Source organism: Kitasatospora sp. NPDC101447 (genome assembly GCF_044767225.1).
Classification (GTDB): domain Bacteria; phylum Actinomycetota; class Actinomycetes; order Streptomycetales; family Streptomycetaceae; genus Kitasatospora.
This window is the reverse complement of record NZ_JBIWNL010000014.1, coordinates 195,216-213,016: the sequence shown is the minus strand read 5'-3', so window position 1 is coordinate 213,016 and position 17,801 is coordinate 195,216. Positions and strand designations below refer to the sequence as shown.

The 17,801-nt window shown below is 72.5% G+C and carries 13 protein-coding genes; 9 read left to right on the top strand and 4 right to left on the bottom strand.

Annotation, left to right across the window (positions count from 1 at the left end):
- Window positions 1-133: 133 nt before the first annotated feature.
- From ACIRST_RS21895 to ACIRST_RS21885, 3 genes are all read right to left on the bottom strand, one after another.
- A complete protein-coding gene (locus ACIRST_RS21895; RefSeq protein ID WP_350523182.1) occupies window positions 134-709 on the bottom strand; it encodes a TerD family protein in 576 nt (191 codons plus the stop codon).
- A 264-nt stretch (window positions 710-973) separates the two neighbouring features.
- Window positions 974-1,432 (bottom strand): peroxiredoxin, encoded by a 459-nt coding sequence (locus tag ACIRST_RS21890; protein WP_350523181.1) that lies wholly within the window; start codon window positions 1,430-1,432, stop codon window positions 974-976.
- Window positions 1,433-1,738: 306 nt separating this feature from the next.
- Window positions 1,739-2,179 carry a DUF3052 domain-containing protein gene (locus ACIRST_RS21885; RefSeq protein WP_350523984.1) on the bottom strand — a complete coding sequence of 147 codons (441 nt, stop codon included), beginning with the start codon at window positions 2,177-2,179 and terminating at the stop codon, window positions 1,739-1,741.
- 518 nt (window positions 2,180-2,697) lie between these two features.
- Here ACIRST_RS21885 and aceE point away from each other — a divergent pair.
- A complete protein-coding gene (aceE, locus tag ACIRST_RS21880) occupies window positions 2,698-5,448 on the top strand; it encodes a pyruvate dehydrogenase (acetyl-transferring), homodimeric type (protein ID WP_350523983.1) in 2,751 nt (916 codons plus the stop codon).
- A gap of 119 nt (window positions 5,449-5,567) precedes the next feature.
- On the opposite strand, the gene ACIRST_RS21875 is transcribed toward aceE, so the two are convergent.
- Entirely contained in the window at window positions 5,568-7,172 is a 1,605-nt protein-coding gene (locus ACIRST_RS21875) for an MFS transporter (protein ID WP_402803684.1), read from the bottom strand.
- A gap of 216 nt (window positions 7,173-7,388) precedes the next feature.
- Here ACIRST_RS21875 and ACIRST_RS21870 point away from each other — a divergent pair, with 216 nt between their 5' ends.
- From ACIRST_RS21870 to ACIRST_RS21835, 8 genes are all read left to right on the top strand, one after another.
- The gene (locus tag ACIRST_RS21870) at window positions 7,389-8,069 is read left to right on the top strand and encodes a TetR family transcriptional regulator (protein ID WP_350523981.1); all 681 of its coding nucleotides are present in this window, start codon (window positions 7,389-7,391) and stop codon (window positions 8,067-8,069) included.
- Window positions 8,070-8,153: 84 nt separating this feature from the next.
- Window positions 8,154-9,467 carry a sensor histidine kinase gene (locus ACIRST_RS21865; protein WP_402803682.1) on the top strand — a complete coding sequence of 438 codons (1,314 nt, stop codon included), beginning with the start codon at window positions 8,154-8,156 and terminating at the stop codon, window positions 9,465-9,467.
- Complete coding sequence (locus tag ACIRST_RS21860; RefSeq protein ID WP_402803680.1) at window positions 9,464-10,153, top strand: response regulator; 690 nt, start codon at window positions 9,464-9,466, stop codon at window positions 10,151-10,153. The genes ACIRST_RS21865 and ACIRST_RS21860 overlap by 4 nt, the downstream gene beginning before the upstream one ends.
- A gap of 125 nt (window positions 10,154-10,278) precedes the next feature.
- Complete coding sequence (locus tag ACIRST_RS21855; RefSeq protein WP_402803678.1) at window positions 10,279-11,400, top strand: alpha/beta hydrolase; 1,122 nt, start codon at window positions 10,279-10,281, stop codon at window positions 11,398-11,400.
- 26 nt (window positions 11,401-11,426) lie between these two features.
- Entirely contained in the window at window positions 11,427-12,656 is a 1,230-nt protein-coding gene (locus ACIRST_RS21850) for an acyltransferase (RefSeq protein ID WP_402803676.1), read from the top strand.
- A 192-nt stretch (window positions 12,657-12,848) separates the two neighbouring features.
- Window positions 12,849-14,789: a galactose oxidase-like domain-containing protein gene (locus ACIRST_RS21845; protein WP_350523976.1), complete on the top strand. Its 1,941-nt coding sequence runs from the start codon at window positions 12,849-12,851 to the stop codon at window positions 14,787-14,789.
- Window positions 14,790-14,817: 28 nt separating this feature from the next.
- The gene (locus ACIRST_RS21840) at window positions 14,818-17,244 is read left to right on the top strand and encodes a Dyp-type peroxidase (RefSeq protein WP_402803674.1); all 2,427 of its coding nucleotides are present in this window, start codon (window positions 14,818-14,820) and stop codon (window positions 17,242-17,244) included.
- Window positions 17,245-17,326: 82 nt separating this feature from the next.
- Complete coding sequence (locus tag ACIRST_RS21835; protein ID WP_350523974.1) at window positions 17,327-17,662, top strand: MmcQ/YjbR family DNA-binding protein; 336 nt, start codon at window positions 17,327-17,329, stop codon at window positions 17,660-17,662.
- Window positions 17,663-17,801 lie beyond the last annotated feature (139 nt).

Sequence of the window (17,801 nt, the reverse complement as noted above, 5' to 3'; positions counted from 1 at the left end):
ACCCCCCCCCGCCCCGCGGGGCCGGCCGCCGGCGGGCGCGGGGCCCCCCCCCCCGCCCCCCGGGGGGGGCCCCCCCCCCCCGGGGGGGCCCCCCCCCGCCCCGGCTGGAACGCGCCACAGGGCGCCGAGTGACTCAGACGTTGACGCCGAAGTCCTGCGCGATGCCGCGCAGGCCGGAGGCGTAGCCCTGGCCGATGGCGCGGAACTTCCACTCGGCGCCGTTGCGGTACAGCTCGCCGAAGACCATCGCGGTCTCGGTGGAGGCGTCCTCGGAGAGGTCGTAACGCGCCAGCTCCGTGTTGTCCGCCTGGTTCACCACGCGGATGAAGGCGTTGCGCACCTGGCCGAAGTTCTGGCTGCGGCTCTCGGCGTCGTAGATCGACACCGGGAAGACGATCTTCTCCACGTCCGCCGGGACGCCGGCCAGGTTGACCTTGATCGCCTCGTCGTCGCCCTCGCCCTCGCCGGTGAGGTTGTCGCCGGTGTGCTCGACCGAGCCGTCCGGGCTCTTCAGGTTGTTGAAGAACACGAAGTTGCCGTCCGAGGCGACCTTGCCCTGGGCGTTGCAGAGCAGTGCGCTGGCGTCCAGGTCGAAGTCCGCACCGGTGGTGGTCCGGACGTCCCAGCCCAGGCCGACGATCACGGCCGTGAGCCCGGGCGCCTCCTTGGTGAGCGAGACGTTGCCGCCCTTGCTGAGGCTGACTCCCACGTGTCCTCCAAGATTCGGGAGGCACGCCCTGTGGTGCCCCCGGTGGTGCGGTTCGGGGCCCCGGGAACGCACCGGCTCCCGCACCCCACTCCGCCAACGGCCCGAGCGTAGTACGCGGTTCCCGTGCGCAGCGCGGATGCGGTCGGACACGACCGTCCGGCACCCGGGCGGCCGGGTTCCGGCCTGCCGTGGCCCCGCGGCGGTCCCGCAGTGGCCCCCGCAGCGGTCCGGCCCCGGCCCCGCGGCGGACGGCCGGGGCGGGGCTCAGAGCCCGGCGAGGACCCTCAGGTACTCCTGCTCGTCCCGGGCGTCCGGGAGGCCGTTGACGACGCTCCAGCGCACCGTGCCGGCCTTGTCGATCACGAAGGTCCCGCGCAGCGGGCAGCCGCGCTCCTCGTCGAGCACGCCGTACGCCCGGGTGACCCCGCCGTGCGGCCAGAAGTCGGCGAGCAGCGGGAACTCCAGGCCCTCGCGGTCGGCGAGGACGCGCTGGGAGAACTGCGAGTCGCAGGAGAGGCCGAGCACCTGGACGTCGTCGTTCTGCAGCCCGGCCAGCTCGCGCTGGATCGCGCCCAGCTCGCCGGTGCAGACGCCGGTGAAGGCGAACGGGTAGAAGACCAGGACGACGTTCTTCTCACCGCGGAAGTCGGCGAGCCGGACGGACTCCCCGTGCTGGTTGTTGAGCTCGAAGTCCGGAGCCCGGGTGCCGACCTCGATGGCCATGGACGGGACCTTTCTGACGCGACCGCGCCGCGCGGCGGGCGCAGCGGGCCCCATCCTCGCATCCGCTTACGCGCGTTCGGCCGAACGGATGAGGCGGGCCCGTCGGGCACCCGCCCGCTTCCGCCCTGAGCGAACGCGGCACGGCCTGCGCCGATCGGGTCGGGAGGCGGCCGGGAAGTCGTCGGAAGACACCGGAGACCGGCGGACGGTGCAGAGACCGGGGCACCCCCGGAAGGCCCGGAAAAAAGCGCCAGGCCCCGCCGGAGCATGGCTCCGGCGGGGCCCGGCGGGGGCTTCAGGACCCGTTCAGCGCTTGCCGCCCGGCTTCGCCGTGGACTTGGTCGCGAGCCTGGTGGCCGCCCAGTCCTTGACGATGTTGATCGAGCTGGTCTGGGAGAGGCCGGACGTACGGGCCGCCTCGTTGATGTCCGAGGCCTCGATGTGGCCGTCCCGCCCGGTCTTGGGCGTCAGCAGCCAGATGACGCCGCCCTCGGCGAGGTACTCCAGCGCGTCGACGAGGGCGTCGGTGAGGTCCCCGTCGTCGTCGCGGTGCCACAGCAGGACGGCGTCCGCGACGTCGTCGTAGTCCTCGTCGACGAGATCCGTCCCGGTGATCTCCTCGATGCCCTCGCGGAGGTCCTGGTCAGTGTCTTCGTCGTACCCCAGCTCCTGGACGATCTGGCCACCCTCGAAGTTGAGACGGGCCGCCGGGTTGGACTTGTCCGCGGGGTCCGCGGTCGCGCTCACGGGAATAACCTCCAGTATTCGGCTCGGCGTCCATGCCGAGGCTGTGGCCGTAGTCCACACGGGCGCGGCGGTTCGCGCAAGTACCCGACCCCCGATCCCCTCCAAAGGTTGACGTGTCGCACCGGGACACGCCGTTCGACGTGTCGGGAATCACACCGATTTGCCCTTCTCTGCATGGGACAAGGATGCTTCGGGTGGTCCGGGCCCACAGGCCGTACGCGTGCCCGAGATGCGAACGGCATTCGGGGTCCGCGCATGCGCGGGCGTAGAGTCTCCTGTTGGCCCTCACCCCGGCCGCCCGCCATCGGGCGGACGGGACACCAGGTCGGACCACCTCTTTTCGTAACACCAGGGGGTGTGCGGAGCGGACGAAGACGCCCGTGCCGCGCACCACCAGACCGGACCGCCCAACAGGCGGAACGGTTACCGATCGGTAGAGATGACGGATCTCCGAATGCGGTAGCACGATGGAGGCGGCGCGACACACCTCTAGTTTCGACCGACAGTGAAGGAACAGCGTGGCTTCCGGATCCGATCGCAACCCGATCATCATTGGCGGCCTTCCGAGTCAGGTCCCGGACTTCGATCCCGAGGAGACCGCGGAATGGCTGGAGTCGCTCGATGCGGCCATCGACGAGCGGGGGCGTGAGCGTGCCCGTTACCTGATGCTGCGGCTGATCGAGCGCGCCCGCGAGAAGCGTGTCGCCGTGCCCGAGATGCGCAGCACGGACTACGTCAACACCATCGCCACCAAGGACGAGCCGTTCTTCCCCGGCAACGAGGAGATCGAGCGCAGGATCCTCAACGCGACCCGGTGGAACGCGGCCGTCATGGTCTCCCGGGCCCAGCGCCCCGGCATCGGCGTCGGTGGCCACATCGCCACCTTCGCCTCCTCCGCGTCGCTCTACGACGTGGGCTTCAACTACTTCTTCCGCGGCAAGGACGCCGAGGGCGAGTCCGGCGACCAGATCTTCTTCCAGGGTCACGCCTCCCCCGGCATCTACGCCCGCGCCTTCCTCCTGGACCGACTCACCGAGCAGCAGCTCGACGCGTTCCGCCAGGAGAAGTCGAAGGCCCCGTACGGCCTCTCCAGCTACCCGCACCCGCGGCTGATGCCGGACTTCTGGGAGTTCCCGACCGTCTCGATGGGCCTCGGCCCGCTCGGCGCGATCTACCAGGCCCGGATGAACCGCTACCTGGAGCACCGCGGCATCAAGGACACCTCCGACTCGCAGGTGTACGCCTTCCTCGGCGACGGCGAGATGGACGAGCCCGAGTCGCTCGGCCAGCTGTCGCTGGCGGCCCGCGAGGGCCTGGACAACCTGACCTTCGTGGTGAACTGCAACCTGCAGCGCCTCGACGGCCCGGTCCGCGGCAACGGCAAGATCATCCAGGAGCTGGAGTCCCAGTTCCGGGGCGCCGGCTGGAACGTGATCAAGCTCATCTGGGACCGCAGCTGGGACCCGCTGCTCGCGCAGGACCGCGACGGCGTGCTGGTCAACAAGCTGAACACCACGGTGGACGGCCAGTTCCAGACCTACGCCACCGAGTCCGGCGAGTACATCCGCGAGCACTTCTTCGGCTCCGACCTGCGCCTGCGCAAGATGGTCGAGAGCATGACCGACCAGCAGATCCAGCACCTGGGTCGCGGCGGCCACGACCACAAGAAGATCTACGCGGCGTTCAAGGCGGCCCGCGAGCACAAGGGCCAGCCGACGGTCATCCTGGCCCAGACGGTCAAGGGCTGGACGCTGGGCCCCAACTTCGAGGGCCGCAACGCCACCCACCAGATGAAGAAGCTGACGGTCGAGGACCTGAAGCGCTTCCGCGACCGGCTGCACCTGCCGATCACCGACAAGCAGCTCGAAGAGGGCTACCCGCCCTACTTCCACCCGGGCCGCAACTCGGAAGAGATCCAGTACATGCACGACCGCCGGCAGGAGCTCGGCGGCTACGTGCCGACCCGCAAGGTCCGCCCGCGCAAGCTGGAACTGCCCGGCGACGACGCGTACAAGGCGGTCAAGAAGGGTTCCGGCAACCAGACCATCGCCACCACCATGGCGTTCGTCCGGCTGCTCAAGGACCTCATGCGGGACAAGGGCATCGGCAACCGCTTCGTGCCGATCGCGCCGGACGAGTACCGCACCTTCGGCATGGACTCGCTCTTCCCGTCGGCGAAGATCTACAACCCGCTCGGCCAGACCTACGAGTCGGTCGACCGGGACCTCCTCCTCGCCTACAAGGAGTCCCCGACCGGCCAGATGCTGCACGACGGCATCTCCGAGGCGGGCTGCACCGCCTCGCTGATCGCCGCGGGCTCGGCCTACGCCACCCACGGCGAGCCGCTGATCCCGGTGTACGTCTTCTACTCGATGTTCGGGTTCCAGCGCACCGGCGACCAGTTCTGGCAGATGGCCGACCAGCTGGCCCGCGGCTTCGTCCTCGGCGCCACCGCCGGCCGCACCACCCTGACCGGTGAGGGCCTGCAGCACGCCGACGGCCACTCGCACCTGCTGGCCTCGACCAACCCGGGCGTCGTCGCGTACGACCCGGCGTACGGCTTCGAGATCGCGCACATCGTCCAGGACGGTCTGCGCCGGATGTACGGCTCCAGCGCCGAGCACCCGAACGGCGAGGACGTCTTCTACTACCTCACCGTGTACAACGAGCCGATCAAGATGCCGGCCGAGCCCGAGAACGTGGACGTCGAGGGCATCCTCAAGGGTCTGCACAAGTACGCGCCGGGCACCGCCGGCCAGATCCCGGCCCAGATCCTCGCCTCCGGCGTGGCCGTGCCGTGGGCCCTGGAGGCCCAGCGCATCCTCGCCGAGGAGTGGAACGTCAAGGCCGACGTCTGGTCCGCGACCTCCTGGAACGAGCTGCGCCGCGACGCGGTGGAGGCCGAGGAGTTCAACCTGCTGCACCCCGAGGAGCAGCAGCGCGTGCCGTACGTCACCCGGAAGCTCCAGGGTGCCGAGGGCCCGGTCGTCGCGGTGTCCGACTGGATGCGCGCGGTGCCGGACCAGATCGCCCGCTGGGTGCCGGGCCAGTACCAGTCGCTGGGCGCCGACGGCTTCGGCTTCGCCGACACCCGTGGCGCGGCCCGTCGCTTCTTCCACATCGACGCGCAGTCGGTCGTCCTGGCGGTGCTCACCGAGCTCGCCAAGCAGGGCAAGGTCGACCGCTCGGCGCTGAAGGACGCGATCGACCGCTACCAGCTGCTGGACGTCACCGCGGCCGACCCGGGCGCCGCCGGCGGCGACGCCTGATCACCCGGTAGGTGACCGAAGGGGCCGGACCTCCACGCGAGGTCCGGCCCCTTCGGCGTTCCGCACCACGACGGCCCCGGACTCCGCCGAGTCCGGGGCCGTGGTGGTGCGGGCGCGCGTCAGATGTGCACGGCGGGGCCCGCGTCGGTGGCGCCGCGGCGGGTGAGCAGGCCGAGCACGGCGGCGCCGAACGCCACCACGGCGGCGACCGTGAAGGCGAGCGACATCCCGCTGACGAAGGACTCGTGGACGGCGCCGGCCATCGCGTCCACCACCTGCTGCGGGGTGCCGGGCGGGGCCGGCGGGGCGATGCCGAGCTGGGCGGCCTGCTTGAGCCCCTCGGCCTGCGGGCCCTCGACCGGCGGCAGGCCGGCCCCGTCCCACTTGCCGGGCAGCACGTCGCCGACCTTGGCGGCCATCAGCGCGCCCAGCACCGCGGTGCCGAGGCTGCCGCCGACCTGCATCGCGGACTGCTGCAGGCCGCCGGCCACGCCGGACAGCTCCAGCGGGGCGTTGCCGACGATCACCTCGGTGGCGCCGACCATGACCGGGCTGATGCCGAGGCCCATCAGGACGAACCAGAGCGACATCACGCCGTTGCCGGAGCCGGTGTCCAGGGTGGACATGCCGAACATCGCGGTGGTGGTGATCAGCATGCCCGCCACGATCGGGATCCGCGGGCCGAGCTTGCCGATCGCGATGCCGGCCACCGGCGAGCCGACGATCATCATGCCGGTCATCGGCAGCAGGTGGACGCCGGCCTCGACCGGCTTCATGCCGTGCACGTTCTGCAGGTAGAAGGTCACGAAGAAGATCGCGCCGAAGAACGCGAAGGCCATCAGCACCATCAGCAGGACGCCCGCCGACAGCGGCACCGAGCGGAACAGGCCCAGCGGGATCAGCGGTTCGCGCGCCTTGCCCTGCCAGAGCGCGAAGAGCACCATCAGCAGCACCGCGCCGCCCAGGAACAGCAGCGTCCGGGCGTCGCCCCAGCCCCACTCGGGGGCCTTGATGATGCCGAAGACCAGCGCGAACATTCCCGCCGACAGCAGCACGATGCCGGGCACGTCGAAGGACTTGGCGGCGTTCTCGGCCCGCACGTCCTGGAGGATCCACAGGCCGAGCGCCAGGGCGATCAGACCGACCGGGATGTTGATGAAGAACACCGACTCCCAGCTGACGTGCTCGACCAGCAGGCCGCCGACGATCGGGCCGGCCGCGGTGGAGGCGCCGATCACGCCGCCCCAGATGCCGATGGCCATGTTGAGCCTCTCGGCGGGGAAGGCGCCGCGCAGCAGGCCGAGCGCGGCCGGCTGGAGCAGCGCGCCGAACAGGCCCTGGAGCACCCGGAAGGCGATCACGGTCTGGATGTTGCCCGCGAAGCCGATCGCGGCGGAGGTGGCGGCGAAGCCGACCGCGCCGACCAGGAAGGTGGACTTGTGGCCGAAGCGGTCGCCGATCTTGCCGGCGGTGATCAGGAAGACCGCCAGGGCGAGCAGGTAGCCGCTGGTGACCCACTGGATCTCGGAGGGCGCCGCGTTCAGCTTCTCCTGGATCACCGGGTTGGCGATGGCGACGATCGTGCCGTCCAGCGCCACCATCATGACGCCGACCGCGACGGTCAGCAGGGTCAGCCAGGGGTGTCCCTTGAGGCCGCCCCCGGACGGTGGCGTCGGCGGCGGCGCGGCGTCCGCCTCGGAGTTCTTGACGACGGACTGGCTCATCTGGGCCCTCCGGGGGCGTGGCTCGGTCGGAACGTGGTCGTGGCGCCCCGGCCCACCCGTCCCCACAGGTGCCCCGGCCCGACGGGCGCCACTCGCCGCAGATTATGTCAGCTGCTGACATTCGGCAAACAGTGACTTCTGGCCATTACTGCCATTTGTCAGAGCGCTAAGGTTGTCCTCCCACCCGCCACACCAGCGCCCCGGAAGGCCCCCGCCATGGCCGCTCACGCCCCCCGCCCCACCGGCACCCCGGAGGACCTCGGTCGGACACCCGGGCTGCGCGAGCGCAAGAAGCAGCAGACCCGGTACGCCCTGGTCCAGGCGGCCCACATGCTCTTCCTCAGCCAGGGCTTCGCCCGCACGACCGTCGACGAGATCGCCTCCGCCGTCGACGTCTCCCAGCGCACCTTCTTCCGCTACTTCGCCAACAAGGACGAGGTCGCGCTCGCCGTCATGGCCGAGGCCGAGGACTACTTCATCGAGTGCCTGCGCCACCGCCCCGCCGAGGAGTCCCCGCTGGAAGCCCTGCGCGCCTCGATCGTCAAGGCCTGGCGCGACCTCGGGAACGCCGAGGCCTCCGGCCCCGGCTCGATCACCAGCGCCCTCGAACTCATGCGGATGATCGAGGACGCGCCCACCCTGCTCGCGGCCCACCTGCGCCGGGTCACCGAACAGGAACGGATCGTGGTGCAGGTGCTCGCCGAACGCGAAGGCCTGGACCCGCGCGAGGACCTGCGCCCCACCGTGCTCGCCGCCGTCTTCGGCAGCGTGCTGCGCGCCGCCCACCTGTCCTGGACGGCCGACCGCGAACCCGACGGCCCGGAGGGCATGATCGCCCTGATCGAGCGCCACTTCGACCAGCTCGGCCCCGCCCTGGCCGGCCGCTGGCGCACCTGAACGCCCGTGTCATACCCGGGTACCACCCCGGATCCCACCCCCAGGTCGGACGCCGGGCGCCGGCCGCGCCCCTAGTCTGACCGGATGATCGACTCGTCCACCCGGTCCGGCCCCGTCGGCGTGGCGCGGGCCCTGCTCGGCACGCTCGTCCGACCGTCCGCCGACCACGCCCCGCTGCTGGCCCACTCCTCCCGGCCGTGGCTCCGCCACCTCCCGTACGTCCTCGCGGTGGCCGCGATCGCCTCGCTGCTGCCCAGCGGGATCAACGTGATGGCCAACGACTACGGGATCGACGGAGGGCTCGCCGCCGCCATCGCCGTGGCGCAGACCGCGCCGCTGCTGCTCGCGGTGAGCCGGCCGCTGGCCGCCTGGTGGATGATCGGCAGCACCGACCTGCTGGCCGCCGTCCTGGTGCTGACCACCGGGAGCGGGACCGGCGGCCCCTGGCCGTGGGTCCCCACCGCCCTGGTCGGCTACCTCTTCCTGATGGTCCCGCTGTCCCTCCGCGAGCCGAGGCGCACCCTGGTCGCGGTCTGGCTGGTCACCGCGGGTGCCGGGTTCGCCCTGTCGCTCGCCGGGGCGGGCTCCCGCTACACCGGGGACAACGCCCTCCTCGCGACCGCCCTGACCGGCGCCGTCCTGGTGCTCGGCGGAGCCCTGCGGGAACGCGCCGAGGCCCGCCGGCTGCTCAGCGAGCAGGAGCACATCAGCGAGGTCGAACGCGAACGGCGCACCCTGCTGGAGGAACGCGCCCGGATCGCCCGGGAGTTGCACGACGTGGTGGCCCACCACATGTCGGTCATCGCGGTCCAGGCCGCCAGCGCCCCGTACCGGATCCCCGACGTTCCGGCCGGGGCCGCCGAGGAGTTCACCGCGATCGCCGGCACCGCCCGCGAGTCGCTCGCCGAGATGCGCCGGCTGCTCGGCGTCCTGCGCAGCGAGGACTCCGGCGGGGAGAAGGCCCCGCAGCCCGGGGTCGGCCAACTCGCCCAGCTGGTCGAGACGGTGGGACGGGCCGGGGTCGCGGCCGAACTGACGGTGGCCGACAGCCTGGAGGAGGCGGTGCCGCAGGCCGTCGGCCTCTCCGCGTACCGGATCGTCCAGGAGGCGCTGGCCAACGTGGTGCGGCACGCCCCCGGCGCGCGGACCTGGGTGTCGCTCTCCTCGGACGGCCCCGAGCTGCTGGTGACGGTGGTCAACGGGCCGCCGCCGGAGCGCACCGAGTCGCTGGAGGCCTCGGTCGAGGGCACCGGGCAGGGCCTGATCGGAATGCGCGAACGCGTCCGGCTCGTCGATGGCAGGCTGGACACCGGCCCGCTGCCGGACGGCGGCTTCAAGGTGGCCGCCGTCCTGCCCCTCGGCACCTCCGACAACACCCCCCGGGAGCCCACCGCATGACCATCCGCGTGATCATCGTCGACGACCAGGCCATGGTGCGCGCGGGCTTCGCCGCCCTGCTGAACGCCCAGAGCGACATCGACGTGGTGGGCGACGCGGCGGACGGCGCCCAGGCCCTGGAGGTCGCCGGCCGCACCCACCCGAACGTGGTGCTGATGGACGTCCGGATGCCCGTGATGGACGGCCTGGAGGCCGCCCGACGGCTGCTCGAACCCGCCACCGGTCCACGGGAAGGCGGGGGCGCGCACCGGCCCAAGGTGCTGATGCTCACCACCTTCGACGTGGACGACTACGTCTACGAGGCGCTGCGCGCCGGGGCCAGCGGCTTCCTGCTCAAGGACGCCCCGCCGGCTGACCTGATCGCCGCGGTCCGGGTGGTCGCGGCCGGCGAGGCGCTGCTCGCCCCCTCGGTGACCCGCCGACTGATCGAGGACTTCGCCCGCACCCGCCCCGCCAGGCGCCACGACCCCAAGGTGCGGCTCAACGGCCTGACCCCGCGCGAGACCGAGGTGCTGGAGCTGATCGCCCGCGGCCTCTCCAACCAGGAGATAGCCGCGAAGCTGGTGCTCGCCGAACAGACCGTCAAGACCCACATCGGGCGCATCCTCGCCAAGCTCGACCTGCGCGACCGCGCCCAGGCGGTGGTGCTGGCCTACGAGTCCGGCCTGGTGACCCCCGGCCAGTAGGGGGGACATCCCCCTGATACCCGGGTAGCACCCGGGAGTTGGCCCCGCGGTGTGACGCCCGCGGGGCCGTCGCGTTCCTACCTTCCTCTTCGTCGCAAGCCGAACGAACGAGGGGGAGAAGGACCATGCGCGGATTCCGGATCAGGCGGGCACTGGCCGCCGCGGTGGCGCTGGCGGCGGTGCTCGGCGCCGGCGGCTGGGCCGCCGACACCCAGACCCCCGTCACCGGCCCGCCGCCCGGCAGCGCCGCCTGGACGGCCGACACCTCGCTCGGCCGGCGCCTGCCCGACCCGGCCACCACCGCCCCGGACGGGGTCGCCGCGTTCTTCGCCGCACTGGCACCGGCCGCACAGGACGCGCTGGCCGTCCGGTACCCGCTGGTGGTCGGCAACCTGGACGGCGCCCCGGTCGCCCTCCGCTACCGCGCCAACGCCCTGGCCCTCGCCGCCGAACGCACCCGGGAACTCGCCCGCGCCGCCGACCCGGCCCGCACCCCGCAGGACCACGAGGCCGCCCGCACCCGCGCCGAGCGCTACCGCACCCTGCTGGACGGCGGACGGCAGATCCTCGCCTTCGACCCGCGCGGCCGCGGCCAGGTCGCCGAGGTGTACGGCGACCTCGCCGCCGCCCGCCGCACCGCCGTGATCGTCCCCGGCTCCGACATCGACCTGCTCGACTTCGACCGCACCGCCGATCCGTACGGAACCCCCGCCGGCATGGCCCGCGCCCTGTACGAGGCCACCGACCGGCAGACCGCCGTGATCGCCTGGGCCGGCTACACCACCCCGGTCGGACTCGGCCTCGACGCCGCCACCGAGGACCTCGCCCGGGCCGGCGCCACCCGCCTCGACCGGCTGCTCGACGGACTCGCCGTCAGCACCCGCCCCCAGGAGCCGGCCACCGTGTTCTGCCACAGCTACGGCTCGGTGGTCTGCGGCCTGGCCCGCCCCACCCCCGACCGGGCCTCCGGGGTGGTGGTGCTCGGCTCCCCCGGCATGGGCGTCGACTCGGCCGCCGGACTCGACCCGCGCGTCCCGCTGTGGGCCACCGCCCGCAACGGCTCCGACTGGATCGGCGACGTGCCCAACGTCCGGCTGCTCGGCCTCGGCCACGGCGCCGACCCGACCGCCCCCGGCTTCGGCGCCCGCCCGCTGCCCGCCACCGGATCCCACGGCCACACCGGCTACTTCGCCCCCGGCACCGCCTCGCTCGCCGCCTACGCCGCCGTCGCCCTCGGCCGCGCCTGACCGCCCGCACCGGAAGGAGCACCACCATGGCCCACCCCCTCACCGCCCTGCGCCGCGCCGCCCGACAGGTCGACGCCCGGACCCCCGCCGGCCGCGACCGCGCCCTGGACGGCCTGCGCGCCGTCGCCCTGCTCGCCGTACCGGTCGGGCACTGGATGCTCGGCGGCCTCACCCGTTCCCCCGACGGCGCCCTGCACAACGCCAGCCCGCTCTCCTCGCTCGGCTTCTTCGCCCCGATCAGCTGGGGGCTCCAGATGCTCGGGGTGTTCTTCCTGGTCGGCGGCCACTCCTCGGTCCGCTCGCTGGAACGGGCCCGCGCCCGCGGCGTGTCCTACGGCGGCTGGCTGCGCGCCCGGACCGTACGGCTGCTGCGCCCGGTGCTCGGGGTCACGGCGGTCTGGGCGCTGCTGGTCCCGCTGCTGCCCGCGCTCGGCGTCCCCGCCGACACCCTGCGCACCGGCGCGACGCTGGTGGTGCAGCCGCTCTGGTACATCGCCGTCTACCTGGGACTGACCGCGCTCACCCCGCTCTGCGTGGCCGCCGGACGCCGGCTGGGCGGCTGGTCGGCGGGCCTGCTGGTGGCCTCCGTCGCCGCCGTCGACCTGCTGCGGTACGGGCCCTGGGCGCAGGCGGTGCCGTCCTGGGTCGCGCTGCTGAACATCCTGCCGGGCTGGCTGTTCGGCTACCAGCTCGGCGTGCTCTGGGCGCAGGGCCGGCTCGGGCGGCCGACCGCCCGGGTGCTGCTGTTCGGCGGCGGCGCGCTGTTCGCCACCCTGCTGCTGGTGTTCCACTACCCGGCCAGCATGGTCGGCGTGCCCGGGGCCGAGCGCACCAACTCGCACCCGCCGTCCCTGCTGGTGCTCGCCCTGGCGGCGGTCCAGTGCGGCGCCGCGGTGCTGCTGCGGGAGCGGCTGGGCCGGGTGCTGACCCGCCGTCCGCTGCTGTGGCTGCCGGTGGTCGTCGTCAACCTGTCGGCGATGACGATCTTCTGCTGGCACCAGAGCGCGATGCTCGCCGCGGCGGTGCCCGGCGCGGCCGTGCTGGGCAGCGTCCCGGGACTGACCACCGCGCCGGACTCGCTCGGCTGGGTGGCCGCCCGGCTGGCCCTCCTCCCGCTGTTCGCGGGCGTCCTGCTGGCGATCGGGTGGTTCACCCGGCGGTTCGACGGGCCGTGGACGTCCTTCTCCCGCGCCGGGAAGGCGGCGGCCGGCGCCGCCGCGGCCCTCTTCGCGGCCTACGCGCTGGGCGTGGTGTGACCCGCGCCGGGCGGGCAACGGCCCCCGCCGGACGGTGTCACCGGGGGGATGCACCCGCATGCGAACCACCACGCACTGTGATCTCCTGTGACCGTCGGCGACCACCGCAGGACCGCGCCCGCCCACGGCCCGTCCGTCCGCATTCGCCACCCCTCCCCCTCCCCCCGGCACACCCAACTCCCGAGGAGTCCCATGTCCTTGTCCCCACCACGCCCCCGGCCGCGGCGCGGGGCCCGCCGCCGACTGGCGGGCACCGCCGTGGTCCTCGCGGTGACCGCGGGCACCCTGCTGAGCACCGTCGCCCCGGCCGTCGCCCACGGCGGACCGGCCGCCCCCGGGGCCGACGACCTCATGCCGCACGTCGACTCCCCCCGGGTGATGGCCGAACTGCGCGAGGACGAGGTCGCAGCGCTCGGCCAGGAGCACGCCGAGGAGCACGCCCGGATGCGCGCCGCCGTCCGCGGCATCGGCGACTACCCGCAGACCACCCGCACCAACCGCTACAACGCGCTGACCGCCTCCCAGGCCGATCGCAACAAGGCCTTCGACCCGGCGACCTTCGGCGCCTTCAACCAGTACTTCGACTCGCCCGACTTCGGCGACCACGTCGCGCTGCTGCCGACCGGAAAGGTGCTGCTGTTCTCCTTCGAACGGATCGAGACCAACCCGGAGAAGGAACCCGCACCCACCCAGACCACCGGCAAGGAGAACGCCGGCCGGGCCTTCCTCTGGGACCCGAAGAAGAACTACGGTCCGGACGCGTTCAAGCAGGTCAACCCGCCGGTCGTCGACATGCCGGACGGCCTCGGCGAGAAGCGCCCGGCGCCCTTCTTCTGCTCCGGCCACTCCTTCCTGCCCAACGGCATGCTCGGCGTCTTCGGCGGCAACCTCGGCGGCAACGGCGGGACGGGCGCCAAGCTCTCGCTGATCTTCGACCCGTGGACGGAGACCTGGACCCGCAACCCCGACATGTCGGTGGGCCGCTGGTACCCCTCGGTGGTGACCGGCGCCGACGGCCGCCAGCTGATCATGTCCGGCCAGTCCGAACTCGGTTACGGCACCCCGACCCCGGTGGTCGAGCGGTTCCCCGCCAAGCCCTTCGCGGTGCCGGTGAAGAAGACCGACCTCCCCACGAACACCCCGGTGGACCGGTTCAAGGTCGACGCCCCGTTCACCACCGACTACCCGCACCTGTTCTCGCTCAACGACGGCAACGTCTACGGCTTCGGCCGCCAGGCCGCCGAGCAGTGGAAGTTCGACCCGGTCGCCGAGTCCCGCACCGACCTGGCCGCCCGCCCGGACGGCCGCAAGCGCAACTACGGCTCCGCCGTGCTGCTCCCCAACGGCGCCAACGGCCCGGACTCCGCGCTGGTCCTCGGCGGCGACCGGGACAACCCGAGCACCCTGCGCTTCTCCAACGGCACTTGGACGGCCGAGAAGTCCCGCGCCTTCGGCCGCACCCAGGACGACACCGTCCTGCTGCCCACCGGCCGGCTGATGACCGTCAACGGCGCCTACGACATCCGCGACTACGGCAACGGCCCGTACAACCCCAACGCGGACCTCAAGTACCGCCAGATCGAGCTGCGCGACGACCAGGGCAACTGGCAGCTCGGCCCGGTCCAGCGCCTGCCGCGCGGCTACCACTCCAACGCGGTCGTCCTGCCGGACGGGCGCGTCCTGGTCACCGGCGACGAGCTCCAGCAGCTGGCCAACAACACGGACATCAACCGCACGGTGAGCGGCATCCCCGGCACCGCCGGCCCGGTCACCATGAACGGCACCATCGAGATCTACGAGCCCGCCTACCTGCACCAGGGCGGTGGCCGGCCCGACCTGGACGACGCGCCGACCGTGCCGATCGGCTTCGACAAGAAGTTCACCGTCTCCAGCTCGACCTCGGACCAGGTGGTCAGGGCCGTCCTGCTCGCGCCGACCACGTCCACCCACTCGGTCAACACCAGCCAGCGCTACCTCGACCTGCGGATCACCAGCCAGGCCGGCAACCGGATCCAGCTGCAGGCCCCGCCGGACGCCAAGGCCGCGCCGCCCGGCTGGTACATGATCTTCCTCCTCGACGGCAAGGGCGTGCCCAGCGAGGCGAAGTGGATCCAGCTCAGCCCCTCCGCCTGACCCCACCCCCCACCGAAAGGAACCCCCGATGGCAACGGACCTGAGTCTGCGCGAGAGCGACGAGATCCAGGGCGACATCCTCGCCGGCTTCAAGAAGGACAACGTCAGCGTCCTCTTCCTCAAGTTCGAGGACGCGGCACGGGCCCGCGACTGGCTCCGCAAGCTGACCCCGCAGATCTCCACCACCCGCGAGGTCGCCAGGTTCAACGAGGCGTTCAGCGAGGCCAGGGCCGCGTCCGGCGGCGACGACCCCAAGTCGCTGACCGCCACCTGGCTCGGCATCAGCTTCACCTACGAGGGCCTGCAGATGCTCTCCACCACCGACCCGCTCCCGACGCTCCCGCAGGGCGACACCGGCCTGAAGGCGTTCAAGGAGGGCGCGGCCAAACGGGCCGGCGGGCTCGGCGACACCGGCGACAACTCCCCGGAGAACTGGCTCTTCGGCAACGGCAGGACCCAGTCGGTCCACGCCGTCCTGAAGATCTCCGCGGACACCGAGAAGGACCTGCAGACGGCCGTCGAGGCCCAGCGGATCGCCGCCGCCGAGTCCCGCGTCCTGGTCGTCTACCAGCAGAACGCGAAGACCCTCCTGGGCAGCCGCCGCGGCAAGGAGCACTTCGGGTTCAAGGACGGCATCAGCGAGCCCGGCGTCAAGGGCTTCGACCGGCCCAGCCCGACCGATCCGGAGCAGGTGGACGGCCACCCCGGCACCCGGATCATCCCGGCCGGCGAGTTCGTCTGCGGCCTGGACAACGACCAGTTCAGCTTCCCCAGGGACCAGTACCCGGCCTGGACGCTCAACGGCTCGTTCCAGGTGGTCCGCCGGCTCGCCCAGGACGTCCCCGGCTGGTGGTCGCAGGTCGCGGTCAAGCTGGGTGAGCTCCGGAAGGCCAAGGCCGTCCCGGACCACGCCACCACCGAGTGGCTGGCCGCCCGGATGGTCGGCCGCTGGCGCTCCGGCGCCCCGGTCTGCCACTTCCAGGACCGGGACGTCCCGAACAACCCGACCGCCGCCAACGACAACGCCTTCGACTTCTCGGACGACCCGGAGGGCCTGGTCACCCCGCTCTGGTCGCACCTGCGCAAGACCGAGCCGCGCGCCGGCCTGCAGGAGAGCCCGGACAAGCCCCCGTTCCCCGCCAAGGACCTCAACGGCCGGCGGATCATCCGCCGCGGCACCCCGTACGGAGAACCGTTCGACCCGGCCTCCGAGGGCCCGGGCGGCCCCGACGACCCGCGCGGGCTGCTGTTCGTCTGCTACCAGGCGGACCTCAAACGGCAGTTCGAGTTCATCCAGGCCAGCTGGATGGACCGGGCGAACTTCCCGCCCAACCGCGACTCCCAGGACACCACCCCGCCCGGGCACGCCAACCCCAGGCCCGTACCCGGCCGGGACCCGGTCACCCAGAACTGCACCGACCCGGACACCGGACAGGTCACCCCCCTCGACTACGAGAGCCGGGACACCAGCGGCCTGATCCAGCACACCCCGCTGGACTTCGCGCAGTTCGTCCAGACCACCGGCTCGGTGTACGCCTTCATGCCCTCGATGAGCATCCTGCGGGGGCTCTGCGAGGGCCGGCTCGCCCCGGTCGGCGGCCAGGGCTCGGGCGGGCAGGGCTCGGGCAGCCAAAGCACGGGCGGGCAGGGCACCACCACGCAGCCGGGTGGCGGCGGTTGGCCGCAGCCCGAGCCGCAGCCGGTGAAGGCGTACCCGTGCGACGAGTTCGTCGGCGTCCCGGACCAGTTCCGCCGGGCCGGCCAGAGCCAGTACTGGACGTTCCACGGCGACCGCTGCCGGCTGATCTCGGTGGCCGACGGCTCCGCCCACACCGACCGCAAGGTCGAGGACGACACCTGGCTGACCGGCTGGTCCTGTCTGCAGGGCGTCGGCCGGGTCGACTGCTTCCTGCCCGTGCCCGACCAGCAGGACCCGGCCGGCAAGAGCTGGTACTGGGTCTTCCACAGCACCGCCGGCCGCCAGCAGTACCGGCTGGTCTCCGTCACCTGCGGCGGCGGCCGGTACACCACCGCGCTCGAACGATCCGACCGCGACCTCACCTACTGGGGCTCGCTCAGCGGCGTCGGCCAGGTGGACTGCTGGCTGCCCGTCCCGGACCAGCAGCGGGTCGGCGGCAAGAGCTGGTACTGGTGCTTCCACACCACGGCCGGCCGCCAGCAGTACCGGCTGATCTCGATCGCGGACGGCTCCTCGCACAACGACGTGCGGGAGCGCACCGACCGCGAGCTCTCCCAGTGGAGTTCGCTCAGCGGCCTGAACCGGGTGGACTGCTTCCTGCCCGTGCCGGACTGCCAGCGGGTCGGCGGCAGCAGCGAGTACTGGGTGTTCAGCGGCCAGAACTACCGGCGGATCTCGGTCGCCGACGGCAGCGGCCACCCGGACCGGCTGGTCTCCGCCGACCGCTCCTGCGACGCCTGGGCCTCGCTCGCCTGAGACCGGTCCCCTCGACGCGCCCCCGCCGCGCCACCGCGCGCGCCGGGGGCGCGTTGTCACTGCCCTGCTCTAACCTGCCGCCATGGTGACGTTCGACGAGTTCCGCGCGATGGCCCTGGCCCTGCCGGAGGCCGCCCAGGAGCCGACCTGGGACATCGAGACGCTGCGGGTCCGCAGCCGGATCTTCGCGATGGGCGCGCCCGACGGGGACCGCGTCACCGTCAAGGCCTCGCCCGAGGACCAGGCCGAACTGCTCGCCGCCGAACCCGAGGTGTTCTCCTCCGCCCCCTACGTCGGGCGGCACGGCTGGGTGAGCGTCCGGCTGGACCTGGTGGACCGGGACGAGCTGCGCGACCTGGTCACCGAGGCGTGGCGGCGGACGGCCCCGAAGCGGCTGGTACGGGAGTTCGACGCCTGAGCGCACGGCCGTTCGGGCCCGGCCCGAACCACTGGGAGACGCCGCGAGGACACCCCCGGTTCATGTGATCCATCCCACAGTTTAGGCGCGCCCGCCGCCCCTTCGAGCCCCCTAGGCTTGCGCAGGGAAGTCAGCAGTC